This is a genomic window from Streptomyces sp. NPDC022552 (assembly GCF_055561875.1).
Genome location: NZ_JBVHGJ010000001.1, coordinates 435,051 through 459,893, shown reverse-complemented (window position 1 = coordinate 459,893; position 24,843 = coordinate 435,051). Strand labels below are relative to the sequence as shown.

The following is a 24,843-nucleotide window of genomic DNA, read 5'->3' as shown; positions in this document are numbered from 1 at the left end:
ATCGCTTGTGCGCCTCTCCGAGTTGAGCGACCGCGGCGGCGTGTCCGTGGCCACCGTGAAGTACTACCTCCGCGAGGGACTCCTGCCCCCCGGCACGCCGGTCACCGCCAGGCAGTCGGAGTACGGCGAGGAGCATCTGCGCCGGCTGCGCCTGGTCCGGGCGCTTCTCACGGTGGGCGGAATGACCATCCAGCAGGCCCGGGACGTCCTGGCGGTGGCGGACGATCCCGCCTCCGGCCGCCACGAGCGCGTCAGCGTCGCCGCGTACATGCTCGGCCCGCAGATCTCGCCGCCGGAGTCCTCCGATCCCGAGCGCGCGCTCTGGGACGAGGTCTTCGCCGAGATGCGCGACCTGCTCGCCGAGATGGGCTGGCGGGTGAGCGACGGGGCGCCGGCGCTCGCCGCGCTGACCCGGGCCGTCGTGACGCTCCGCGCACTGGGATACCGGGGCGGCGTCGACCACATCCGGCGGTACGCCGAGGTGATGCACCCGATCGCCGCCGAGGAGTACGCGGTGATGGAGGAGTACCCGGTCGTGGAGGAGGCGATCGAGGCGGCCGTCGCGTACACGATGCTCTACGAGCCGATCCTGCTGGCCCTGCGCCGCCTGGCGCACGAGGACGTCTCGGCACATCTGCACGACATCACCCCGCCGGAACCCCCACTTTCGTCATCTTGACGAAAAGAGGCCGGGCCCCCTAACGTCAGCATGACGACAAGGGGGATTCCATGGCCGACATCACCCGCCGCGCCGGCTGGCGCCATCTGCGGTCCGCGCCCACCGCGCACATCCGTCATCACCGGCGCGGACGTCTCGTCCACGACGGGACGGGGCTGAGCTTCTGGTACCGCTCCCTGTCCGCCGCGCTCTCCGAAGTGCCGGTCAACGACCGGGAGCTGGCGATGGCGTTCCACGCGCGGACCGCCGACTTCCAGGACGTGAGCGTGCAGTCCACCGTCACGTACCGGATCGGTGAGCCGGAGGCGGCCGCCACCCGGCTCGACTTCTCCATCGACCCGGACACGGGCGCGTGGCGCGGTGCGCCGCTGGAGCAGATCGCCACGCTGCTGACCGAGACGGCCCAGCAGCACGCCCTCGACGTCCTGGCGCGCACCCCGCTGGCGGCGGCGCTGGTCGACGGCGTGGCGGCGGTGCGGGACCGGATCGCCGACGGGCTCGCGGCCGAGCCGCGGTTGCCGGCCACCGGGATCGAGGTGGTGGCGGTACGGGTGGTGGCGATCCGTCCCGAGCCGGAGGTGGAGCGGGCGCTGCGCACCCCGGCCCGCGAGCAGATCCAGCAGGAGGCGGACCGGGCGACGTACGAGAGGCGGGCGGTGGCCGTCGAGCGTGAGCGGACCATCGCCGAGAACGAGCTCGCGAGCAAGATCGAGCTGGCCCGGCAGGAGGAGCGGCTCGTCGACCAGCGCGGTACCAACGCGCGCCGCGAGGCCGAGGAGAGCGCCGCCGCCGACTCCGTACGGGCGGAGGCCGAGGCGGTACGGAAGGTCCGGCTCGCGCGGGCCGAGGCGGAGGCAGCACGGGAGGTCGGCGAGGCGCGGGCGGCCGCGCAGGCGGCGTGGCTCCGGGTGCACGGGGAGGTCGACACGGGGACGCTGCACGCGCTGGCGGCGACCCGGGCCGCGGAGAACCTGCCGCGGATCGAGAGCGTCACGGTCTCCCCCGATGTACTGACGGCGCTGCTCGGCAGGCTGGGCGGCGGGTCCTCGTCGTGAGCCTGGCGCCCCGCGCGGTGCTCGTGCACCGCGTCACGGAGTACGAGGGGCTGCTCGCGCGCCACGGTACGCACGGGCAGGCGGAGTTCTTCCTGTCGAGCCGTGGCCGGAGCATCGAGGACGTACGGCGGCGGCACGAGCGGACCCTGCGGGGGCTCGCGGAGGTCGCGGCGGCGGTGCCGCTGTCGTGGCGTCAGGCGAGGGTGGAGCGGGCGGACCTGGACCGGTTCCTGTTCGGCCCCGAGGACGTGGTCGTGGTGGTGGGGCAGGACGGTCTGGTGGCCAATGCCGCCAAGTACCTGGACGGTCAGCCGGTCGTCGGCATCGACACCGACCCGGGGCGGAATCCGGGGGTCCTCGTCCGGCACCGGGCGGCGGACGCGGGGGCGTTGCTGAGGTCGGCGGGGGCGTCGGCGGGGCGGACGGGGGTGGACGCGCTCACGATGGCGGAGGCGGTGACGGACGACGGGCAACGGCTCCTCGCGCTGAACGAGATCTACCTCGGCCCGCCGACTCACCAGACCGCGCGCTACACCCTCGCGGTCGAGGGCGGTACGGGGCCGGCGGAGTCAGTGGGGTCGGGGGAACCGACCGGATCGACGGAGCGGACCAGCGCGACGGAGCCGACCGGGGCGACTGGGTCGGCGCCCGAGCCACAGGCGTCCTCGGGCGTCCTGGTCGGTACGGGGACGGGCGCGACGGGCTGGCTCCGCTCCCTCTGGCACGAACGCTCCAGCCCCCTGGCGCTCCCCGCCCCGACGGCCCGCCGCCTCGCCTGGTTCGTCCGCGAGGCCTGGCCGTCCCCGACGACGGGCACGACGCGGGTGGAGGGAGTGCTGGACGCCGGGAACCGCCTCCACCTCACGGTGGAGTCGGACCGCCTGGTCGCCTTCGGCGACGGCATGGAGTCCGACGCGCTGGACCTGACCTGGGGCCAGACGGTCCGGGTCGGGGTGGCGGAGACCGCGCTCCGGCTGATGGGGTGAGGGCCACCCCCGGCACCCGCCGTTCGTGCGCGCCGGAGCGCTGCGGCCACCACCACGAGCTCCGGGCCCTCCGCGTCCGGCGGGCCACCACCCCGCGACGTGGCCTCGGCCCCGGCACGCGCTGTTCATCCGCCCAGGAACGCGCTCAGGGCTTCGGCTTCGGCGTGGACGGCTTCGCGCTCCGAAGGGGTGAGGGTGCGGAGCGGGGTGACGGCGACCTGTGCGTCGTGCACGGCCCACGTGGCGGCGACACGGCCATCGACGAGGACCGCGCGCTGACCGGCGACGGACAGCCCGAGGTGGGCGTCGTCGATGATGCGGCCGCGGTCGGCGTAGCCGAGGATCGCGTTGTCGAAGGCCGGGAGGAACCGGACCGGTGCGGGGGTGTCCCGGTCGGGGCGCGGCGCGTCGGGCAGATCGAGGAGCTCGCGGCCGCGTTCGTCGCGGAAGGAGACGAGTTCGTCGCGGAGGGCCTTGACGGCTGCCGGCAGTCCGGCGAGGCCGCTCCAGGCGCGGAGGTCGGCGGTCGCGGCGGGACCGTAGGCGGCGAGGTAGCGCCGTACCAGCTGCTGCCCGGTCGGGTCGGTCTCGTCGGGGGAGAGCGGGTCGACGTCCCGTCCGAGCCAGGTGGCCAGGGGCAGGTTGCGGACACCTCCCTTGGCCTGCCACAGCCCGCGGGGCGGGAGTTGGGCCATCGGGACGAGGGCCGCCACGAGCAGCTCGCCGAGGACGCGGCGCGGGGGCGTGGGCCAGCGGTCGTCGAGTTCCTGGACGAGTGCGGCCATGGTGCGGGGCTGACCGTCGGCCATGACGGCTCGGCCGGCCGCGGCGACCTCGTCGACGTCGACGCCCGCGAGCTCACGCCGGTAGGTGGCGAGCACACGCTGGCGCAGCATCGCGTCGTGGCGGGCCCGCCAGGCCAGCGCGTCCTCGGCGGTGACGAGGTGGACGGTCCGGCGCATCAGGTGCGTGCGCACGACCTGGCGGCCTGTCAGCGCGTCGTCCAGTTGTCGCGGCGCGAAGCCACGCAGCCGGGACCACAGGCCGACGAACGGTTCCTGCGGTTCCTGTGCCTGCATTCCGCACAGGTGCGCCACGGCGTCCCGCACGGGCGTGTCCGCACGCTCCAGCAGGTACTGGCGGGCGAGGGTGGCGCGGTTGAGGGCGCGTGTGTCGAGGACGGTCATGCTGCTGCTCTCCGGTCCGGGGGCGATCCGGAGATCACCCTCGCAGCAATGGCGGACAGGTTGTGTCCTCGAACTGCGGGCAGAACGGGATCGCCGGAAGCCCAGGCACACCGCTGCCGTTTCCACGGCGGCCCGAAAGTATCGGCGGCCGCCCGCCGGGCCGGACGTGCTCGCTAGGATCGGACCGCTTCGTCCGGTTCGCCCCCACCGCCCCGTGCTCCACCGGCTGTCGAAGGAACGCCCATGGCCTCCCCCACCCCCGGTACGCTCCACATCACCCCGGCCACCCTCCAGGACTGGGCGGTCGTGCGCGGGTGGGCGGCGCACGAGGGGTGGAATCCAGGGGCGTCCGACGCCCGGGCGTTCTTCGCCCAGGATCCGGAGGGATTCTTTCTCGGCCGGATCGACGGGGAGCCCGTCTCCGCCGTCTCGGTCGTCAACTACAGCGACCGGTACGCCTTCCTCGGCTTCTATCTCGTCCGCCCTGATCTCCGCGGTCGCGGCCACGGCCTCGCGACCTGGCGCGCCGGGCTCGCGCACGCCGGCGAGCGGACGGTCGGACTCGACGGGGTGCCGGACCAGCAGGACAACTACCGGCGTTCCGGCTTCTCCCTCGCGTACCGCACCGCGCGGTACGTGGGCGAGTCCGCCCCGGCCGGAGCCGTCTCGCCCGACGTGGTCCCCGCGGCGTGGGTCGACCCGGCCGCCCTCGCCGCGTACGACAGCGCCTGCCATCACGCCGAGCGGCCGCGGTTCCTCGTGCCGTGGCTGACCACTCCTGGCCATCGGGCGCTGGTGCGGGTCGTCGACGGGCGCCTCACGGGGTACGGGGTGGTGCGGCCGGCCGAGGACGAGGCGCGGATCGGGCCCCTGTTCGCGGACACGCCCGCCGACGCCGCCGCCCTCCTGGACGCGCTGGCCGCCGAGGCGCGGGCCTTCGGCTCGCCACGCGTCGCGATCGACATGCCCGAGGCGAACCCCGCCGCTGCCGCGCTCGCCGTGGAGCGGGGTCTGGAGCCCACGTTCGAGACGGCGCGGATGTACACGGGCGAGGTCCGGCCGGTGGCGCGGGAACGGGTCTTCGGAGTGACGACGCTCGAACTGGGCTAGGTGAACGGCGGGCCCCGGTGGGCCGGGGCTCTCAGGGGCTCGCCCGACCGCAGACCGAAGCCGAGCGGCTCACCGGTGTCCGCGGGAGGGGGTCTGCGACCGGACAACTGGCATGGCGCGTTCCGCTACTGAGGAGGCCGCAGGGTTTCCTTATGCCCCGACATCTCCCCTTCTGGGCACCTTGCGTGGCGACATTTCCGGCCGAAAGTCCGCGGGTCGACGCCACTTCGCGTCAACCCGCGCGTGCCCCACACCCCCTCCCCCACCCCCCTCGGGGGCCGACAAGGGTTTTCCCCGTATCGGGTTCATCTCGCCGTTCCCTACTGTCTGCCGCACCGGCAGATCCCATCCCCCGCCCCGCCTGTCAGGTTCATGGGGAGCGGTGGGTAGTGTCCGCCGGTGACGGCCTTGACCCGGGCCGTCGTGTCGCCGGTGGCGGCGCACGGGCCCCCCAAGCCCAGGGAACGACGGACCGCGACCCCACATCGCCCCGTGGCTCCCGCGCCGCCGCCACTGCTCCGCACCTACGTCGTGCTTGAAAGGGAACACCTTGAACAGTTCCAGGCGGAGAGTCATATCCGTCGTGGTCGCGAGCGCCGCGATCATCGGCGCCGCTGCCACCTCCTCCGGGGCGTTCGCCGCCGCCCCGGCCGCTGCCACGCCGAAGCCGGCTCCGGCAGCACAGGCGATGACCGCGCTGCCCAGCGCACCGGTCGAGAAGGTCATCGTCACCTACAAGTCCAAGACCGCCGAGGCCGGCTCCAACGCCGCCGCGAAGAGCGACGCGGCCGCCAAGGGCGCCGAGACCGGCGAGCGCCTCGCCTTCGAGCGCCGCCTCGCCGGCGGCGCCGCGCTGGTCGACCTGGGCGGCAGCGCCACGAAGCAGGACGTCGCCGAGGTCATGGACGCCTTCCGCGCCGACCCGCAGGTCGCCTCGGTCGAGCCCGACATCCGCGCGTACGCGATGGCGGTCACCCCGAACGACACCGACTACGCGAAGCAGTGGGACCTCTTCGAGGCCACCGGCGGCATGAACGTCCCGACCGCCTGGGACAAGACGACCGGCTCCGGCGTCACCGTCGCCGTCATCGACACCGGCTACGCGACCCACACGGACCTCGCCACCAACGTCGTCTCCGGCTACGACTTCATCTCCGACTCCGCGGACGCCCGCGACGGCAACGGACGTGACGCGAACGCCAAGGACGAGGGCGACTGGAACGCCACGGACAACGAGTGCGGCCTCGGCTCCAAGGCCTCCAACTCCTCCTGGCACGGCACCCACGTGGCCGGCACCATCGGCGCGGTCACCAACAACACCAAGGGCATCGCGGGCATCGCGTACAACGCGAAGATCCAGCCCGTGCGCGTGCTCGGCAAGTGCGGCGGCTCCTCCGCCGACATCGCCGACGCCATCACCTGGGCGTCCGGCGGCACCGTGCCGGGCGTCGCGGCCAACGCGACCCCGGCGAAGGTCATCAACCTGAGCCTGGGCGGCGCCAGCTCCACCTGCCCGAGCGTCTACCAGAACGCGATCAACGGCGCCGTCTCGCGCGGCACCACCGTCGTCGTCGCCGCGGGCAACAGCAACGCCAACGCGTCCGGCTTCACCCCCGCGAACTGCGCGAACGTCATCAACGTGGCCTCCACCAGCCGCGAGGGCAACCGTTCGTTCTACTCGAACTACGGCACCATCGTGGACGTGGCCGCGCCGGGCGGCGAGACCCGCCGCGCGACCGACACGCCGGGCACGATCACCACCCCGCAGAACGGCATCTACTCCACGCTGAACTCGGGCGCGACGACCCAGTCCGCGGAGAACTACGCGCCCTACCAGGGCACCTCGATGGCCGCGCCGCACATCGCCGGCCTCGCCGCGCTGCTGAAGTCGGCGAAGACCAGCCTCACGCCGGCCGAGATCGAGTCCGCGATCAAGTCCAACGCCCGCCCGCTGCCGGGCACCTGCACCGGCGGCTGCGGCACCGGCATCGCCGACGCCACGAAGACCGTGAACGCGGTCACCACCACGACGCCGCCCACCGGCACCGTCTTCACCAACGCGACCGATGTCACGATCTCCGACAACACCACCGTGTCGTCCACGATCTCCGTCACCGGCCGCACCGGCAACGCCCCCGCCGCCCTCAAGGTCGGCGTGGACATCAAGCACACCTGGCGCGGGGACCTGGTCATCGACCTGGTCGCTCCCGACGGCACGGTGCGCAACCTGAAGGCCTCCTCCGGCTCGGACAGCGCCGACAACGTCGTGACCACGTACACCGTGGACGCGTCGAGCGAGGTCGCCAACGGCGCCTGGAAGCTGCAGGTCCGCGATGTGGCCTCGGGTGACACCGGCTACATCGACTCGTGGAACCTCACCTTCTGAGCCCCACCTGAACCACCCCCCACAACAGCATTACTGCTGGTCAGCGACGCGCTCGTGGTCTACACCACGGGCGCGTCCTGGCGTGGTGACCGACATCGGCTGTCCGTATGCCGGACAACAGGCCTGGACTGCGCCGGTACGCTCCGTATTCTTCTGCCCCACGGGGCTCACGGGCAGGGCCCGAGTGCCGGAGGGGGTGGACACGTGACGACAGCGGCACACCTTCCCCTACGCCCCGGGGGCGTGGGGGGACACCCGGCGCCGGTGGGCCGGGAGGAGCTGCTCTCCCGACTCGAACGCGTCCTGCACTCCCGCGGCCGCGCGCTGCTCACCGGCACCGCGGGCGTCGGCAAGACCGAGGTCGCCCTGGCGGAGGCGGCCCGCGCGGAGGCGCGCGGCGAGACCGTCCTGTGGCTGGCGACCCTGCCGGCCGACCGTGACATACCCGGTGCGGCTGCCGCCGCCCTGGTCGCCTCGGCCGCGGCGACGGTGACCTGGCCGAGGGCGGCCGACACGGCGGGCCTCCTCTCCCTACCGGAGGCGCCCCGCGCCGGCGTCCCGCTGCCCGGCGTGCCCGCGCCGCGCGCGGACGTGGTGCCCGACGGCGACCTCGCCCGTCACGCCGCTCCCGCCGACTCCGCGACGAGCGACACCACGCACGCCGGCCACCCGGGACAGCACGACCGGTCCGGCCCGACCGGCCCCGTCGGCCACACGAACCACGGAGCCCACCCCGGGGATCCCGACGGATTCCGTACGGCCGTCGGACCGGTCACCGCGTCCGGGGTCTTCGACGGGCTCCCAGGGCCCCAGCGGACCGCTGTCGCGATGCTGTGCCGCGAGGCGCCCCTCTACGACGGCGGCTGGGACCCGATCGCGCTGCGTCTCGGCATCGCCCAGATCCTGCGAGCCCTCACCGCCCGCGGCCCCGCGCTGCTCGTCGTGGACGGTGTGCAGCACATCGACGCCGACAGCGCCGACCTGCTGCGCTTCGCCCTGCACCTGGCCCCGCCCGCGCTGCGGGTCATCGCCGTCGAGACCCCCGAGGCGTACGGCGCCGAGGACGGTCACGACGCCCGGCTCTGGGTGCCGTCGGAGGCCGACATCCTGCTCGTACCGCCGCTCCACGCCGACGAGATCGCCGAGCTCCTCTTCCACCACCGGCTGCCGTCCCGGATGGCCGGCCGGATCCACAAGGCGAGCGGCGGCAACCCCCGACTCGCGCTCGCCGTGGGCCGTTCGCTGGCCGACGCCCGCACCCCCGTCCACCACGCCGACGCACTGACCCTGTCCGGCCGGGCCCGCGATCTGGCGCGGCAGCTCCTCGGCGCGGCGCCGCCCGACGTACGGCAGACGCTGCTGCTCGCCGCCCTCGCGCTGCGCCCCACGGCGGCGCTGATACGCCGGGCCGGGCGCCCCAACGCGGAGGCGGACCTCGCCGCCGCCGAGCGCGCCGACCTGGTCTCGCTCGCCGAGGACGGCACGGTCGCCTTCACCGCCGGCCTGCTCCCCTCCACGCTGGTCCACGACGCCTGCTGGGCCGAGCGCAGCGCCGGGCACGCCGCGCTCGCCCGCGTGGTGGACGATTCGGTCGAGGCGGTACGGCACCGGGCGCTGGCCACCGACATCCCCGACGAGTCCCTCGCCGCCGAGGTCGCCGACGCCGCCGATCTCGCGCGGCGGCGCGGCAACAGCGCGCTCGCGGCCGAACTGGCCCTGCTCGCCGCCGAGTCGACGCCCGTCCGGAACGCCACGCAGCGGATCACGCGGCTCGTGGACGCGGCCGAGGAGGCCGCCCGCGCCGCCCGGGCCGATCTCGCGATGCGTGCCGCCACCGATCTGCTGGCCCGCGACGCGGCCCCCTCGGACCGGGTACGCGCCCGGCTCGCCGTCCTCGACACCGCGGGCCAGGGGCTGACCGGCCTCGACGAGATGTACGTGCACGCCATGGAGGACTCCGAGGGCGACACCGCGCTGCGGGCGGGCGTCCTGCTCCGCCTGGCCGTCAAATACGTGCTGGCGGACGGGGATCCGCTGCGCTCGCGGGCTGCGGCCGTCGAATCGGCCGCGCTGGCCGCCTCGGTGGGCGATCCCCGGACGGCGGCGCAGGCGCTGACCGTACAGGCGCGGATGGACCGGGCGCTCGGAGCCTCGGACGCGGAGTCGGTGCTTGCGCAGGCGCGGGGCCTGGAGATGGCCGAGCGTCCGCTCGGAATCCGTAACGCCGCACAGATCCTGACGCTCCGTCATGCGCTCTTCGACGACCGGCTGACCGACGCCAGGGACCAGGTGAACGCCCTGCTTCCGCTGGTGCAGCGGCGTGGTTCGGTGGAGGACACGATCGAGCTGTTCTCCACACTCGCCGCGATCGAGTCCCGTATCGGGGCGTGCCCGGCGGCGCTCGTCCACGCGGGGCAGTCGCTCGCCCTGACCCTGGAGGCGGGCCTCTCCCCCGGACCGGCCTGGTACACCCTCGCGCTCGCGGAGACGGCGGGCGGCAGCTTCGCCCGGGCGGCCAGCTACGCGCGGCGCAGCGTCCAGGCGTCGGAGGAGGAGGGCGACCGGGTCTTCCTCTCCCGCAGCCTGTACGCCCTGGGGCGGGTCCAGCTGATCAACGGGGACGTCGCCTCGGCCCTGGAGACCCTGCGCCGGGTGCAGGCCAACGAGCGGGCGCAGTCGACCGTCGACCCGTCGATGCTGCGCTGGCACGAGGAGCTGGCGGAGGCCCTGCTCGCCAACGACGCGGCGCAGGAGGCGGCGGAGCTGCTGGACGAGGTGCGTCCGGTGGCCGAGGAGCTGCGCCGTACGACCGTACTTCTGGGCTGCGACCGGGCGTACGCGCTGTACCTCGCCGGCTGCGGGCGGACGGACGAGGCGGCGGAGCTGCTCACCCGCACGGCCGAGCGGTTCGCCGAGGCGGGGCTGCCGCTGGAGCACGGGCGGGCGCTGGTCTCGCTGGCGCGGGTGGAGCGGCGGCGCCGGCGGCGTTCGGCGGCGCAGAGCGCGCTGCAGTCGGCGGCGACGGTGTTCGAGCGGGCGGGGGCGGCTCCCTGGCTCGCGCTGGCGAGCGAGACCCCGGCCGGGGAGGACTCGCTGCCCGCGCTGTCCTCGCTGACAGACGCGGAGCTGCGCCTGGCCCACCTGGTGGGGCAGGGCGCCAGCAACCAGGAGGCGGCGGCCAAGCTGTATCTGAGCGTGAAGACGGTCGAGGCGCGCCTCACCCGGATCTACCAGAAGCTGGACGTCCGCTCGCGGGCGCAACTGGCGACCGCGCTCCGGGGCTGATCGAGTGGCCCGCGGGCCCGGCGCCGCGCGCGAAGCGGTGATGCGCGGTACTTACGTCGTATGGAACCGACCGATCCCCTGCCCTCCCCGCCGCACCCGCGCGCGGGCGGACAGCGCCACGAGTCGTTCGACGACCGCACCGGCTACGACGAGGACTTCCTGGGCCCGACCGTGCCGCTGCCGCTGCCCGTCCGCGCTTCGGTGGAGACGGTGATCCTGCCGTACACCCACTTCACCGTGGTGTTCCGGCCGGACCGGCGGCTCGCCGCCTCGGCCGCGGTCTGTGTCCAGGGCGGGCAGATGTCCGAGGACGCGCCCGGGACGCACGGGGTGAACGGCGTACAGGGGGACGACGTCTGGGAATTCGACCCGCGGCTGCCCGACGAGCATCAGGCCGGCAACGACGTCTACCGGAACAACAGTCTGGACCGGGGTCATCTGGTGCGCCGGCTCGACCCGGTGTGGGGCCCGGCGGCCGTGGCCGCCCGGGCCGCCACCGACACGTTCCACTACCCGAACGCGGTCCCGCAGTCGGACCTCTTCAACCAGGGCAGACAGCTCTGGCAGGGGCTCGAGAACTACTTCCTGGAGCACGCCGCGGAGTTCGACCGGAGGCTGACGATCCTCACCGGTCCCGTGCTGCACGACTCCGATCCGCCCTACCGGGGCATCCAGGTGCCGCTGCGCTTCTGGAAGGTGGCCGCGTTCATGCAGGAGGGGGCGCTGGTCTCCGCCGCGTACGTGCTGGACCAGAGCCCGGATCTGGGCCGTGACGCCGAGCGGGCGCTCGCCGGGGCGAAGCCGGGCGCGCCGCCGCCGCTCGGCCCGTTCCGTACGTACCAGGTGCCGGTCTCGGACATCGCGGAGCTCACGGAGCTGGAGTTCGGGCCGCTGCCGGACGTCGACCTGATGCCGCCGTTCCGTTCGCCGGAGGATCGCTGGCGGCGTCTGGAGTCGTTCGACGACATCGTCCTGCAGAGCTGAAGGCCCGGGGGGCCCACGTCGTACCGCTTCACCCGTTTGCTCCTCCTCCGGCCCGGTGAAACCATGGCAGGGCTCGACGCGCTCACGGACGGACGGAAGGAGCGCGGAGAGACGGAGGTGGCGGGACATGAGGACGCTGTACGGATCACCCGTCGCGACCGATCCCGCGCGGGTCTTCGAGGACCTGCGCCGCGTCGCCGCGCGGGTGCGCCGGCATCTGGAGGAGGAGATCTCCGGACCGGTGGCGGAGCTGCCCGGGGACGAGACACCGGCCGGCCAGATCTCCCGCTTCGCGCAGGAGGAACGGGCCCGGGTCCTGGAGGCGGGGGTCTCCGGTCTGGAGAAGCTGGCCGCGGACCGCGCGGACGAGATCAGCGAGGACGAGCACTTCGGCATGGAGGCGATCGTCCTCCTGGAAGGCAGGCCCGCGATCCCCGTGCAGGGGCGGGACTTCGCCGCGCAGGACGGTGTCTGGTCCGTACTGGAGGCCGACCGGGCCGCCATCCGCGCGTCGATCGCGCGGGTGGGCCGTCTGGAGGTGACCGGCCATCCGAGCCTCGACTGGGTCGGTACGGCCTTCCTGGTGGGTCCGCGGACGGTGATGACCACGCGCCATGTGGCCGGGGAGTTCAGTGGGGCGGAGGACGCGGGACTGTCCTTCCGGGAGGGCATGTCGGCCCGCGTGGACCTGGGCGAGGGGTACGAGGTCACCGAGGTGATCGGCATCCATCCGGACGTCGACATGGCGCTGCTGCGGGTCGTCCCGCCCGACGGCGGCGCGCTGCCCACCCCGCTCGCGGTGGCCGCCGACGCACCCGCGGACCTGCCCGGCCGGCCGGTGTACATGATCGGCCACCCGGTCTGGGACGGGCGCCGCGACGAGCCGGAGTCGATGCGCCGGATCTTCATGGACGTGTACGACGCGAAACGCCTCCAGCCGGGCACGGCAACGGAGTTCACCCCGGACCGCCTGGTGATGAGACACGACTGCTCCACCCTCGGCGACAGCGGCGGCTCACCGGTCTTCGACCTCGCGGACCACCGTGTCCTCGGCCTGCAGTTCGGAGGCCGCTACGGGTCCGGCAACGAGGCCGTACCTCTGTGGGAACTCGTCGACGATCCGCTCCTGGAGCGCGCGGAGGTCAACTGGGTCTGACCGGCTGCGTTGGAGGCCTGGTACCCGCCAGGACAGCCCGACCCTCCGTCGGCGACGACGCCGACGTCACCCGGCCGGCCGTAAGGCGTCGGGCGCCGAAGGGCACCTCTTTCCTGCGGAAGGCGGACGACGGGCGCCGGGACGCCACCGCCCCCACCACCGCCCTCGCGGGCAACATCGCAGGTCAGAGCCCGTTTCGCGAGATCATTGGGATATTCCCTCCGACCCATCGGAGTTCCGATGTCAGACATCGGATTCCGCATTGGAAACCTGTCGGCGGCGGGCATAGCTTCGAGGACATCACCGCACTGGCGATCTGAATCCTCGGAGTGACCCTCATGTCCAAGATCCTTTTTGTGCTGACCGGCGCCGACCACTGGACGCTCGCCGACGGCACCGAGCACCCCAGCGGCTTCTGGGCGGAGGAGGCCGTCGCCCCGTACGAGGCGTTCAAGGCCGCCGGCCACGACGTCGTCGTCGCCACGCCCGGCGGCGTCGTCCCGACCGTGGACAAGGGGAGCCTCGCGCCCGAGTTCAACGGCGGCCAGGAGGGCGCCGACAAGGTCGCGGCCGCGCTCGCCTCGATCGACGAGCTCCGGCACCCGATCAGCCTGGAGGACGTGAACCTGGACGACTACGCGGGCGTCTTCTACCCCGGCGGCCACGGCCCGATGGAGGACCTCTCCGCCGACCGGACCTCCGGCCGGATCCTCGTCGACGCACTCGCATCGGGCAAGCCGCTCGCCGTCGTGTGCCACGGCCCCGCCTCGATGCTGGCGGCCACGAAGGCCGACGGCACGAACGCCTTCGCGGGGTACGAGGTCACCGCGTTCACCAACGCCGAGGAGACGCAGGCCGGCTTCGCCGACAAGGCAAAGTGGCTCCTGGAGAGCCGTCTGGTCGAGGCGGGCGTCGAGTTCCGGTCCGGCGAGCCGTGGGCGCCGTTCGTCGTCGTCGACCGCAACCTGGTCACCGGCCAGAACCCTGCCTCCGCGGCCCCGCTCGCCGACGAGCTGCTGAAGAAGCTGGCCTGAGGCACAGCGGGCCGGCCACGGTTGCGACGGCCGCCACGCCCGACACTCATAGCGGAAGCTATGCTTCAAGCCCATGAGGCATAGGGATGTCCATGGCGGCCGGGGCGGCGGTCCGGGGCGCGTCGAGGGGCAGGGCGCGGCGGCCCTGGACCTGAACCTCGTACGCACCTTCCTCGCCGTGTACCGCTCCGGCTCCTTCACCTCCGCGGCCCAGCTGCTCGGCATCTCGCAGCCCACGGTGACCACTCAGGTGAAGGCGCTGGAACGGCAGTCGGGGCGGGAGCTGTTCGCCCGCCTGCCGCGCGGCGTCGCCCCCACGCCGTACGCCCAGGATCTGGCGGCGAGGATCGCGGGCCCTCTCGACGCCCTGCTGGCGGCGACCGGACACGACCCGGCGGCGGGGTCGGCTCCCGCGCCGGTCCACCTGGCGGGCCCGGCGGAGCTCCTCTGTGTACGGGTCCTGCCCGTGCTCGCCCCGCTCGTCCGGGACGGCGTACAGCTCCGTCTCACGACGGGCCTGACGGACCCTCTGCTCGACGAGCTGAGGGCCGGCCGTCATGACCTGGTCATCGCCACCGCCCGCCCCCGCGGCCGGACGCTGACCGCCGTACCGCTGTCCGACGAGGAGTTCGTCCTGGTCGCCGCCCCGGTCTGGGCCGGCCGCCTCGGCGGACGGGTCGCCGCCGAGGGACCGGGAGCCCTGCACGCCGTGCCCCTGGTGACGTACGCCGAGGATCTCCCGATCGTCCGCCGCTACTGGCGTCACGTCTTCGAGCAGCGTCTCAACCGGCGAGCCGCCGTCACCGTGCCGGACCTGCGCGGCGTCCTCGCGGCCGTCGTCGCGGGGGCCGGCTTCACGGTCCTCCCGCACTACCTCTGCCAGGACGAACTCGCTTCGGGGGCCCTCGTCGCCCTCCACGAGACCGACGACCCTCCCATCAACACGGGCTACCTGGTCCAGCGCCCCGGCACTCCCGCCAACCCCCACGTCACTCTGGTACGGGACCATCTGCTGGCTGCGGGCCCGGCCTGGTGAGGCGCTTCACTCCCCCGCCGCCTCCTGCGCGATGCGGTCGAACTGCGCGCCCATCGCCTCCGCGAGCGCCTGAGCGGCCGACAGCGGCCGGACCATGACCGTGAAGTCGTCGATCCGCCCTTCCTCGTCGACGTGGAGGAAGTCGCATCCTTGGATCCGCCGGCCGTTCACGGTCGCGGTGAAGACGAGGGCGTGATCGCGGCCGTCGGGGTTCGCGATCTCACGGACGTACTCGAAGTCCTCGAAGACACGCATCACCGCACGCAGGATCGCGGCGGTGATCGCCTTGCCCTCGTACGGCTTGAAGGCCACGGGGCTGGTGAAGACGACGTCGTCGGCGAGCAGCGCCACGATGGCGCTCTCGTCCCGGTTCTCGACCGCTGTGCGGAACGCGTGCATGAACCCTCGCAGTACTCAACTAATTGAATAGGTGGGGAGAGGCTATGGACGGGACGGGATGTTGTCCAGGCCGACCACCTCAGCCCGGGCTCCGGCCCTCGCCCTCGTCGCCGTGCTCGCCCTCGTACTCGCTCCACATCTCGGCCTCGGGCCGACCGGCCCGTCGCAGCGGGCGGTGAGCCGACGGAGGCCTGCTGACGGCAACTCAACTCCGCAGGTGGGAAGCGCCGTTGAGGTCCAGGATCGTGCCCGACGACCACTCGGCCTCGGGGGAGGCGAGCCACAGCACCGCCGCCGCGATCTCCTCGGGCGCGGCCACACGGCCGAAGGGGCTCTGGGCGCGGATCGCCGCGCCCTCCGGGCCCTCCAGGCGGGGCGAGACCCGCTCCGTGGCGAAGAAGCCGGGGGCGACCGAGGCGACTCCGATGCCGTGCGGGGCGAGGGAGACCGCCAGGGACTGGCCGAGCGCGTGGACGGCGGCCTTGGTCGCGCCGTAGGCAGGGTGGTCCGGCTCGCCCCGGAAGGCGCCCCGGGAACCGATGTTGACGATCCGGCCACCCTTGCCCTGGTCGATCATCCGCCGTGCCGCGAGATGGCTCAGATTCGCCGTGGCGAGCAGGTTCACGGACACATGCCGCTGCCAGACGGCGACCCATTCCTCGTACGAGGTCTCCGCCAGGGGATGCCGGATGTTCACCGCCGCGTTGTTCACCAGCACGTCGATCCCGCCGAGCGCCTCCACGGCCGTGTCCACCACGGCGGCGGCCCCCGCCGGATCCGTCAGGTCCCAGCCGATCAGGACATGTCCGGTGCCGGAGAGGGAGTCGAGCGTCTCGCGGGCGTCCTCGGCACGGGAACCGAAGTGGACGGCGACCCGGTCCCCGTTGGCGGCGAACGCCTGCGCCACGGCGCGGCCCAGGCCCCGCGATGCTCCGCTGACGAGGACGCGGCGGCCTGATGCGGGCAGGTTCATGGGAGTTCGCCTCTCTGACGACGACGTTCTGCGCTGCTGCGACGGTCTGTTCAGCCTTTCACGAAGATCATCGGGGCCGCAGGCGCGCCGCCCATCCGGACGAGGCCGGCGAGGCGGTCGGGGCTTCTGGAGACTCCGTCTCCGTTTCGACATGCCCGGATGCCGATGGCCGGTCCCTCACGGGACGGCCGTCGCTCCCACCGAACCGCACGGCGGACACGGCCGTGAAGCCGACGGCCGCCGTCTGACGGATGATGGAGGAGACCCGTGCGTCCGCGCCGTGAAGGGGCAGCGGTGGCGTGGTGGTCGCGGGGTGGAGGAGGGATGCGGTCTGGATGAGTGAGGCGGCGTTTCCCCCTGCCGGCCAGGACCCGGCGAACGGTGAGTTCGCCGTGGAGCCCGGCGGGCTTCTCGATGTGCTCGGGGTGGCCGCCGTCGTCGTGGACGCGAGCGGGCGGATCGTGCTGTGGAGCCCGCAGGCGGAAGCGATCTTCGGATATCCGGCGGCCGAGGCGCTGGGCCGGCCGGCCGCCCGGCTGCTGGTCGAGGAGCGCCACCGCGACCAGGCGCTGTCCCTGTTCGAGCGGGTGATGTCCGTCGGCGGGCCCTGGGCCGGGGCCCCCTGGTCCGGCATCTTCTCGGTACGCCACAAGGACGGCCGTACGATCCCGGTGGAGTTCCGCAACACCCGGCTCCAGGACGACCAGGGACATCACTACGCGCTCGGGCTGGCCACGGACGCCGGCACCTCGAGGCGCGTGGAACAGGACCTCGCCCTGTCCTCCCGGCTGGTCGCCCACTCCCCGATCGGGCTGGCCGTGCTGGACTCCGACCTCCGGTTCGTCCTGGTCAACCCGGCACTCGAACAGATCGACGGCCGGACCGCCGCCGGCCATCTGGGCCGTACGTTCCGCCAGGCCGTGACGTCGCCGGACGGCGACGCGCTGGAGGCGGCGCTCCGCGACGTGCTGGAGACGGGCGTTCCGGTCCTCTCCAGGAGCGTGCGGGGCCCCGACCGGTCCGGCGGCCGGGAGCAGATCTGGTCGTTGTCGCTGTACCGCCTGGAGACCTCGGCGCAGCGTGTCGTCGGGGTCGCCGTCTCGGTCGTGGACATCACCGACCAGCACCACGCCGCCCGGGCGGCCGCACGCGCCAGGCGGCGCCTCGCGGTGATCGCGGACGCGTCCGAGCGCGTGGGCACCACGCTCGACCTGGACCTCACCGCGCACGAGCTCGCCGATCTGGTGGTTCCGGAGTTCGCCGACATCGCGGCCGTCGACGTCCTGGAGGACATCCTGACCGGCCCGCACCCCGGTGGGACGCGGGCCTCGGGCCCTGCCGTCTTCCGCGCCCTGGCGGTCAAGGCCGCGTATCCCACCCCCGCGGAGGAGGCGGCGGACCCGGTCGGACAGCCGGCCCGCTACGGCATCGAGCGGCTGGTCACCCAGTGCGCCCGTACCGGCCGCCCGGTCCTCGTCGAGCATGTCACGGACAGTGACCTGACCCGTATCGCCCGCGCCGGCCCCGCCGCCGCGCTGCTCCGGCGGGCGGGGGTCCACTCGTACCTGGCCGTCCCCCTGCGCGCCCGTGGCGTCGTCCTCGGGGTGCTCGACCTCAAGCGGGCGCGCAACTCCGTGCCGTTCGACCAGGACGACGTCCTGCTGGCCGGGGAGCTGGCGGCCCGCGCGGCCGTGGCCATCGACAACGCCCGCTGGTACCGGCACCAGAGCCAGGCCGCCCTGGCGCTCCAGCGCCATCTGCTGCCGCACGGCCCGGCACGGCTGAACGGGCTCGACGTGTCCTACCGGTACCAGCCGGCCTCCGAGGCGGTCGAGGTCGGCGGCGACTGGTTCGACGCGATCCCGCTCCCGGACGGCAAGACGGCCCTGGTGGTGGGCGATGTGATGGGCAGCGGTATCAAGGCCGCGGCGACGATGGGGCAGGTACGGACGGCGGCGCGCACGCTCGCCGGGCTCGGCCTGTCGCCTTCCGTGGTCCTGACCCAGCTGGACCGGACGGTCATCGACCTGGATGAAATGGCCACCTGTCTGTACGCCGTGTACGACCCGGAACGGGGAACGTGCCGCCTCTCCAACGCCGGCCATCCACCGCCCGTGCACGTCCCCATGGGCCTGCCGCCCCGGCTGCTCGACCTTCCCACGGGTGCGCCCCTCGGCGTCGGCGGGGTTCCCTTCGAGACGGAGGAGATCGAGTTCGCGGCGGGCGACGAACTGGTGCTGTACACCGACGGCCTGGTCGAGACCCGTGACCAGGACATCGATGTCCGGCTCACGGCCCTCACCGACCTGCTCGGCCAGTCGTCCCTTCCTCTTGAGGAGACCTGTGACCTGCTCCTGGGCGCGCTGCGAGGCCCCGACGACCATGACGACGTCGCGCTGCTGATCGCCCGGGCCCACCCTCCGGACCACAGCGAGCACGGCCGAGAGGAGGAGGCACCGTGAACGACACGCCTTTCCCGGGTGACAGCCTCCTGCCCTTCCCCGAGGGGACGGCCGGCGCGCTGCTCGACGGCCTGGGGCGGATCACCGGCTGGTCACCGGAGGCCGGGGCGCTGCTCGGCCGGTCCCCCGCCGACGTCGTCGGCCGTCCGGCGTACGCCCTGCTCGCGGACCCCACGGCCTGGTCGGCACTGGTGGGGGCATACGCGCGGGGAGAGGCGGGCGGCGAGACGGTGCTGCGCACGGGCAGGGGCGAGGACCTGCCCGTCGTCTTCCAGGCCTTCGGCCTCGCCGACGACAGCGGCGGACACGGCGGTACGGCGGGGGTGGACGGGGCCGTGGCGACGGGCGAGGGCCCGGTGACGGGCGACGGCGAGGTGACCGGCGAGGGGTTTCTCGTCCTCGCCGCTCCCGCGGCACTGGCCACCCGCTGGCATCAGGACCGGGCGTTCGTCAGGGAACTGTTCCTCCAGGACCGCGTGGGGCTCGCCGTGTTCGACGCGGAGCTGCGGCTCCTGCGGACGAACACCCACCTCCTTCCGTACACCGGCGTGCCGACCGATCTGCGGGGCCGGCGGCTGAGCGAGTTCCTCTGGCCCGGAGACGCGGCGGCCGTCGAGAAGAAGCTGCGCGAGGTCCTGCGGACGGGCCGGCCGTCGATCGGGTCGGAGGAGGTCCTGCGGACCATCGAGGACCCCGCCGGAGGGGTGATCATCTCGATCTCGGCGTTCCGGCTGCAGGCGCCCGACGGGCAGGTCCTGGGCCTCACGGCCCTCTTCACCGACGTAACGGAGCTGCGCCGGTCGGGCGAGCGTTTGGCGCTGCTGCACCGCGCCACGGCCGGCGTCGGCGGTTCTCTGTCGGTCAGGGAGACGGGCAGAGAGTTGGCCGACGCGCTGGTCCCGGGTCTCGGCGATCACGCCGTCGTGGAGATCGCGGACGCGGTGATGCTGGGCGAAGAGCCGGTGCCCGACCCGGAGGGGCGGCTGCTGCTCCGCCGTACGGCGGTGGCGGGGCAGCCCGTGCCCGGAGCCGACGCCAAGCCCGTCGGCGCGGGGCTGGTCACCGTCGACGAGACCGTCCGTGGCGGCGGCGACCCGGGTACGGTCACGGGCTCGGGCTCGGGCTCGGCCTCGGGCTCGCGTACGGATACGGCACCTGGCGCCCGCACGGGGACGCGTGCCGACGGCATCGGCGGACACCCGATGAGCATGACGGTCCCGCTGCGCGCGCGGGGGATGGTGCTCGGCCGGGTGTCCTTGGGCCGGCACCAGGACCGCGGCGCGTACGAAGACGCCGACTGGGACCTGCTGCGCGAGATCGCCGACCGCGCGGCCCTCGCGCTCGACAACGCCCGCCGCTTCACCCGCGAGCGCCGCGCGGCGGTCGGTCTCCAGCGCAGCATGCTGCCGCCCACGCAGAGCGAGACGGCCGCGGCGTCCACGTCGGGCGTCTACCTCCCCGCCGACACCACGACCGGAGTCGGCGGAGACTGGTTCGACGTGATCCCGCTGTCGTCCGCGCGGGTCGCCCTGGTCGTGGGCGACGTCGTGGGACACGGCCTCGCGGCGACGGCCACCATGGGCAGGCTGCGTACCGCCGTCCGTACCCTCGCGGATCTCGACCTCGAACCCGACGAGTTGCTCGCACACCTCGACGACCTCGTCAGCCAACTGCTCGCCGAGCCCGAGGAGACGGACAGGGAACCCGGGGCGGACGACGGCGAGGACGGCTACGACGGCAGGGGCACGGACACCGACGACGACCGCGACGACGGCTGGCACGTCGGCCACCCCTCCTCGCCCACCGGCGCGACCTGTGTGTTCGCGATCTACGACCCGGTCTCACTGCGGTGCGCGGTGGCGTCCGCCGGCCATCCACCGCCCGCCGTGGCGGACCCGGAGGGCCATGTGTCGTACCTTCCCGTCGACCCCGGTCCCCCGCTGGGTGTCGGCGGGCTGCCCTTCGAGACGACGGAGGTCGACCTCGCCCCCGGGAGCGTCCTCGCGCTCTACAGCGACGGGCTGCTCGAGGGGCGGGACGGCGACCTGGACGCGGGCATGGCCGACCTCGCCGCCCGGCTGTCCCGACCCGGGGCCCTCGCCCGGCCGTTGCGCGAACTCGGCCGCGAGATCGTCACGGGCCGCAACGGCGGCGGGCAGGATCAGGACCGGGCCAAGGAGCAGGACCCGGCACCGGGCCACGGCCTGGCCCTCGGCATCGGCAACGGACTAGGAGACGACGTCACCCTGCTGCTCGCCCGCACCCGAGCCGTACCCGCCGAGGACGCGGTCTCCTGGCCGATCGAGGCCGATCCGGCGGCGGTCGGCACCGTACGGGAGGCCGCCACGGCGCAGTTGCAGGCATGGGGGCTCGAAGAGCTCGTCTTCACCACCGAGTTGGTGCTGAGCGAGCTGGTCACCAACGCCATCCGGTACGCCGGAGGGCCGATCGAGGTACGGCTCATCCGCGCGGGCCGGCTGATCTGCGAGGTCTCCGACCCCAGCGCCACCCACCCGCGGATGCGCCGCGCGCGCCTGACCGACGAAGGCGGACGCGGTCTCTACCTGGTGGCCCAGCTCGCCACCCGCTGGGGCAGCCGCTACAGCCGTAGCGGCAAGACCATCTGGGCGGAACAGGAGTTCCCGCCACCCGTCACGCCCGACGGAGTGAGTGGCTGACCTGACTGACCGACTGACCTGACTGACCGACTGGGCGACTGGCCGACTGGCCGACTGAGTTCAGCTCGACTCGGGGGCCAGGACCACGAAGTCGGCGTTCGACGGGTCGACACAGACGGCGAGCCGGCCGACGCCTTCCGCGTCGTCCGGTCCCATCTGCACGTTGCCGCCGTTCTCGACGATCTTGGCGACCGTGGCGTCGCAGTCGGTGACGGCGAAGACGGGGTGCCAGTACGGCCGTCCGTTCGTGAGTACGAGGTCCTTCGCGGGCATCCCCATGAGGCCGCCCTGCATGCGCTCCTCCGGGAGCCCGGCCGGGGTGATGAGGGTGTACGTGCCTCCGCCGCCGGGCATCTCCATGTCGCTGTACTGCCAGCCGAAGACCCCGCCGTAGAACTCCTTCGCGGCAGCGGCGTCGGTCGTGTACAGCTCGGTCCACGACAGTGATCCCGGCTCGTCCACCAGCTCGACGCCCTTGTTCGTGCCCGGCTGCCAGACGGCGAACTGTCCTCCGTACGGATCGCTGAACTGCGCCATCCGGCCCCACTCCTCCAGGTCCATCGGTGCGACCCGGACCGTTCCGCCCGCCCGCTCCACCGCTTGGCGCGTGTCGTCCGCGTCGACGACGGAGTAGTAGATCATCCAGGCCGAACGCGCGCCCTCCTCGGTGAGTCTGCCGAGCCCGCCGACGATCTTCCCGTCCTTACGGAACATCCCCCCTTCCATGTCCTCCCCCACGTCCATGGACTCGTACTCCCATCCGAACACAGCGCTGTAGAAGGCCGCGGCGGCCGGGACGTCGGGGGCGCCGAGGTCGAGCCAACAGGGGGAGCCGGGTACGAAATCGGTGGTGATCATGGCAGTGACCTTTCGCAGTTCCGTTTCGCCCCTCAGCCTTCCACCGGACACCGCCCATCGCCCGTCGAGCGCCCTGCCCGCCATCCGCGTCCACCTGCGCATGCCCACGCTGGAACGGCATCTGACGGTCGTCCACCTGGAGCCGCGATGAGTTTCGGCCGGGCCGCGCGTCTAATGGAGTCGAAGGACGTCGTAGGCCGCCGCCGGTCACGAGGCGCCGCCGAGCGTCGTACGAGACTGCCCGGCACGAGACACCGCGGAGGACGCCATGGCGCCCATGTCGGACGATCGGACCAGCGCGCTGCCCGGGCGCCCGCCCGTGGTCGACCTGGCCACGTGGAAGGCCGCCCGTGACGAGCTCCTGGTCCGCGAGAAGGCCCACACCCACGAGGGCGACGCCATCGCCGCGGCCCGCCGCCGACTGCCGATGGTGGAGTTCGACGGGACGGTCGAGGTCGTCGGGCCGGACGGCCCGGTCCCCTTCCTGGACCTGTTCCAGGGCCGCGACGAACTCGTGGTGTACAAGCACATGTGGTACGACGGCGCGCCGCACCAGGGCCAGTGCGAAGGCTGTACGACCACGGCCTGGCACATGAAGGACGCCGTCTACCTCAACGCGCGTGGCGTGTCGTTCGCGGTGCTGACGACCGGCCCGTGGGACGAGGTGGCCTCCTACGTCGCGTTCATGGGCTACACCCAGCCCTGGTACTCGGTGCGCGACGTGGACGAGCCGGTCGGCGGAGCCATGGGGTACGTCACCTGTTTCCTGCGCGACGGCGACCGCACGTTCCTCACGTACTCCACGACCGGCCGCGGCAACGAGCCGGTCAACGGGTCCCTGGGCCTGCTCGACATGACGCCCTACGGCCGGCGCGAGGCATGGGAGGACAACCCCGAGGGCCGGCCGGAGGCCCCTGACGCCGGTTCGCCGGTCGGTGGGCACGGAGCGCCGATCTGCTGGTACTGGCGCACGGACGCCGACGGCGTCGCCACCTGGGGCCCGACCGGCCGGCCCGTACCGCAATGGACCCGCCCGGGCGCGACCCCCGTGGAGACCCTCGGCCGGCACGGCGACCCCCACTGACGCTCAGCGCTCCACCGGCGCCGGTCGGAGCACTCCGCGGTCGTGAGCCAGGACGCTGAGCCGGCGCGCCCTCAGACCGCCGCCGCGTCCCCGGCCGGAGTCGGGCGCGTACTCCGGCCGGCCTGTTCGTGCCGCGCCGGAGGAACGGCCTGAAGGTCCTGGGCTGTCTCGGCAGCGCTGTAGGCGGAGGCGAAGGTGAAGGCTCGCGGGGACGGCCCGTGCGCCCGCAGGTCCGCCAGTCGCTCCAGCGCCTCCCCGACCGTGGGAAGGTGCCCGGCGGGGACCCACCAGAGCACCAGGTGCGCCTCGACGTGCCGTTCGAACCATTCGCGGCGCCGTCGCATCACCTCCAGGTGCCCACTGCGGTACGCGAAGTCCCACAGGGCCTCCTGGGTCTCCCACACCGACAGGTTGACGATGACGTCCTCACCCGCCGGGCGCAGGCCGGTGGCGTCGGCCGCGCCGTCCTCCACGAGCCGCCAGACGAAGCCGGGGGCGTCGTCGGCGGCGGCGTTGACCGGGTCGAGCAGCTCGACGAACGGCGCGATGCGCGGGTCGTCGAGGGGATGGCGGAGCGTGGCGACGTTGAGTTGGGCGAGGTGGGCGGCAGGAGGCGTGGATGCGGTCATGGCCTCATCCCAGCACGGTCCGCTTTTCTATGTCAATCATCGTTGTTTTTAGAACTCTCGACCACCACGCAGCACTCCCCCGGCCGGGCGTCCATGCGAGCGCGCACGGGACCGTCCGTACCGAGCAACCCCTCCAGGAGCGCGAGATTCATCCCGCAGACGAGCGGGGGGAAGCGTTCGGCGACGGCATGGAAGGGGCAGTTGCGCATGCGGACCACGGGCGCGGCCTCCCCGGCCTCCCCTTCGGCACCGGCACCGCTCTTCGCGCCACCGGTCCCCCCGACGGCACCCGCACCGCCTTCCATGTGCGGCTCGTAGCCGCGGGCGGCCAGCGTCTCCATCGCCTCCTCGAGACCTCCGCAGGGCGCCGCCGAGCCACGCAGAACCTCGCCCCGGCGGCGCGCGGCCGCGCAGAGACCGGCGTCGAGCCCGGCCTCCTCGGCCGCCTCGGCGAGCAGCTCCGCGGCGGTGCGGTAATCGCGGGCTGGCAGCGACACCGACCGCTCGGCCGCCGCCCGCGTGTACACCTTGGCGGGACGGCCCGCCCCCGGCCCCGAGCGGCCCGTCAGGCGGCGGCTCCCGCTCTCCAGGAGACCGGCCTCGGTCAACTTGTCCAGATGGTGCGCGGCGAGCGTGCGCGCCACTCCGGCCGCCTCGGCGGCCTCGTTGCGGCCCACCTCGCGCCCCTGTGCCGCCACGTACTCGTACAGTCGGCGCCGCACCGGATCCTGCAGCATCGCGATCGCGTTGATGTCCTCCACCTGGCCATTCTAGGAACAATCCAGGTTGGAGATAGAAAGGGCGGACCGCCCTTCGGATGCCGCTCCAATACCGCCCGGTACCGGCCACGCGCAAGGCGTCG

The 24,843-nt window shown here is 73.3% G+C and carries 20 protein-coding genes; 14 read left to right on the top strand and 6 right to left on the bottom strand.

The features are described 5' to 3' along the window. Nucleotides 1-7: 7 nt before the first annotated feature. Genes ACZ3OF_RS02175 through ACZ3OF_RS02165 form a run of 3 tightly spaced genes read left to right on the top strand, consistent with a single transcriptional unit; the run spans nt 8 to nt 2,720 of the window. Nucleotides 8-679, top strand: coding sequence for a MerR family transcriptional regulator (locus ACZ3OF_RS02175; protein ID WP_361666742.1), 672 nt, complete (start codon nt 8-10; stop codon nt 677-679). A 50-nt stretch (nt 680-729) separates the two neighbouring features. Then, a complete protein-coding gene (locus ACZ3OF_RS02170; protein WP_361666743.1) occupies nt 730-1,734 on the top strand; it encodes an SPFH domain-containing protein in 1,005 nt (334 codons plus the stop codon). Next, complete coding sequence (locus ACZ3OF_RS02165) at nt 1,731-2,720, top strand: hypothetical protein (protein ID WP_467302172.1); 990 nt, start codon at nt 1,731-1,733, stop codon at nt 2,718-2,720. The genes ACZ3OF_RS02170 and ACZ3OF_RS02165 overlap by 4 nt, the downstream gene beginning before the upstream one ends. A 125-nt stretch (nt 2,721-2,845) precedes the next feature. Here ACZ3OF_RS02165 and ACZ3OF_RS02160 read toward each other — a convergent pair whose 3' ends face one another. Continuing rightward, on the bottom strand, nt 2,846-3,907 hold the full coding sequence (locus ACZ3OF_RS02160) for a winged helix DNA-binding domain-containing protein (protein ID WP_361666747.1): 1,062 nt from the start codon (nt 3,905-3,907) through the stop codon (nt 2,846-2,848). 243 nt (nt 3,908-4,150) lie between these two features. Between ACZ3OF_RS02160 and ACZ3OF_RS02155 the strand changes: the two genes are divergently transcribed. The 7 genes from ACZ3OF_RS02155 (at nt 4,151) to ACZ3OF_RS02125 (ending at nt 14,898) form a co-directional block, all read left to right on the top strand. Continuing rightward, nucleotides 4,151-5,017: a GNAT family N-acetyltransferase gene (locus tag ACZ3OF_RS02155; protein ID WP_467302170.1), complete on the top strand. Its 867-nt coding sequence runs from the start codon at nt 4,151-4,153 to the stop codon at nt 5,015-5,017. A 688-nt stretch (nt 5,018-5,705) separates the two neighbouring features. Further along, nucleotides 5,706-7,403, top strand: coding sequence for a S8 family peptidase (locus ACZ3OF_RS02150; RefSeq protein WP_361667321.1), 1,698 nt, complete (start codon nt 5,706-5,708; stop codon nt 7,401-7,403). Between the two features lie 243 nt (nt 7,404-7,646). Then, entirely contained in the window at nt 7,647-10,688 is a 3,042-nt protein-coding gene (locus ACZ3OF_RS02145; RefSeq protein WP_467302168.1) for a helix-turn-helix transcriptional regulator, read from the top strand. A 60-nt stretch (nt 10,689-10,748) separates the two neighbouring features. Then, entirely contained in the window at nt 10,749-11,672 is a 924-nt protein-coding gene (locus ACZ3OF_RS02140) for a DNA/RNA non-specific endonuclease (RefSeq protein ID WP_361666751.1), read from the top strand. Nucleotides 11,673-11,799: 127 nt separating this feature from the next. After that, a complete protein-coding gene (locus ACZ3OF_RS02135) occupies nt 11,800-12,828 on the top strand; it encodes a trypsin-like serine peptidase (RefSeq protein ID WP_361666752.1) in 1,029 nt (342 codons plus the stop codon). A gap of 338 nt (nt 12,829-13,166) precedes the next feature. After that, on the top strand, nt 13,167-13,862 hold the full coding sequence (locus ACZ3OF_RS02130; protein ID WP_361666753.1) for a type 1 glutamine amidotransferase domain-containing protein: 696 nt from the start codon (nt 13,167-13,169) through the stop codon (nt 13,860-13,862). A 73-nt stretch (nt 13,863-13,935) separates the two neighbouring features. Then, nucleotides 13,936-14,898, top strand: a complete 963-nt coding sequence (locus ACZ3OF_RS02125; RefSeq protein ID WP_361666754.1) for a LysR family transcriptional regulator — start codon at nt 13,936-13,938, stop codon at nt 14,896-14,898. Nucleotides 14,899-14,904: 6 nt separating this feature from the next. On the opposite strand, the gene ACZ3OF_RS02120 is transcribed toward ACZ3OF_RS02125, so the two are convergent. Both ACZ3OF_RS02120 and ACZ3OF_RS02115 read right to left on the bottom strand, forming a co-directional pair. Continuing rightward, nucleotides 14,905-15,297, bottom strand: a complete 393-nt coding sequence (locus tag ACZ3OF_RS02120) for a nuclear transport factor 2 family protein (protein WP_361666755.1) — start codon at nt 15,295-15,297, stop codon at nt 14,905-14,907. Nucleotides 15,298-15,502: 205 nt separating this feature from the next. After that, complete coding sequence (locus ACZ3OF_RS02115; protein ID WP_361666757.1) at nt 15,503-16,270, bottom strand: SDR family NAD(P)-dependent oxidoreductase; 768 nt, start codon at nt 16,268-16,270, stop codon at nt 15,503-15,505. 335 nt (nt 16,271-16,605) lie between these two features. On the opposite strand from ACZ3OF_RS02115, the gene ACZ3OF_RS02110 reads away from it, so the two are divergent. After that, nucleotides 16,606-18,732: a SpoIIE family protein phosphatase gene (locus ACZ3OF_RS02110; RefSeq protein ID WP_361666758.1), complete on the top strand. Its 2,127-nt coding sequence runs from the start codon at nt 16,606-16,608 to the stop codon at nt 18,730-18,732. Then, nucleotides 18,729-21,410, top strand: coding sequence for a SpoIIE family protein phosphatase (locus tag ACZ3OF_RS02105; RefSeq protein WP_467302163.1), 2,682 nt, complete (start codon nt 18,729-18,731; stop codon nt 21,408-21,410). The genes ACZ3OF_RS02110 and ACZ3OF_RS02105 overlap by 4 nt, the downstream gene beginning before the upstream one ends. 60 nt (nt 21,411-21,470) lie before the next feature. On the opposite strand, the gene ACZ3OF_RS02100 is transcribed toward ACZ3OF_RS02105, so the two are convergent. Then, nucleotides 21,471-22,268, bottom strand: coding sequence for a VOC family protein (locus ACZ3OF_RS02100; protein ID WP_467302161.1), 798 nt, complete (start codon nt 22,266-22,268; stop codon nt 21,471-21,473). On the opposite strand from ACZ3OF_RS02100, the gene ACZ3OF_RS02095 reads away from it, so the two are divergent. Continuing rightward, nucleotides 22,267-22,419, top strand: a complete 153-nt coding sequence (locus ACZ3OF_RS02095; protein ID WP_467302159.1) for a hypothetical protein — start codon at nt 22,267-22,269, stop codon at nt 22,417-22,419. The genes ACZ3OF_RS02100 and ACZ3OF_RS02095 overlap by 2 nt on opposite strands. 117 nt (nt 22,420-22,536) lie before the next feature. Then, nucleotides 22,537-23,352 (top strand): DUF899 domain-containing protein, encoded by an 816-nt coding sequence (locus ACZ3OF_RS02090; RefSeq protein WP_467302157.1) that lies wholly within the window; start codon nt 22,537-22,539, stop codon nt 23,350-23,352. A gap of 71 nt (nt 23,353-23,423) precedes the next feature. On the opposite strand, the gene ACZ3OF_RS02085 is transcribed toward ACZ3OF_RS02090, so the two are convergent. Further along, complete coding sequence (locus ACZ3OF_RS02085; RefSeq protein ID WP_467302155.1) at nt 23,424-23,981, bottom strand: DUF3291 domain-containing protein; 558 nt, start codon at nt 23,979-23,981, stop codon at nt 23,424-23,426. A gap of 32 nt (nt 23,982-24,013) precedes the next feature. After that, nucleotides 24,014-24,742 (bottom strand): helix-turn-helix transcriptional regulator, encoded by a 729-nt coding sequence (locus ACZ3OF_RS02080; RefSeq protein WP_467302152.1) that lies wholly within the window; start codon nt 24,740-24,742, stop codon nt 24,014-24,016. Nucleotides 24,743-24,843: the final 101 nt, after the last annotated feature.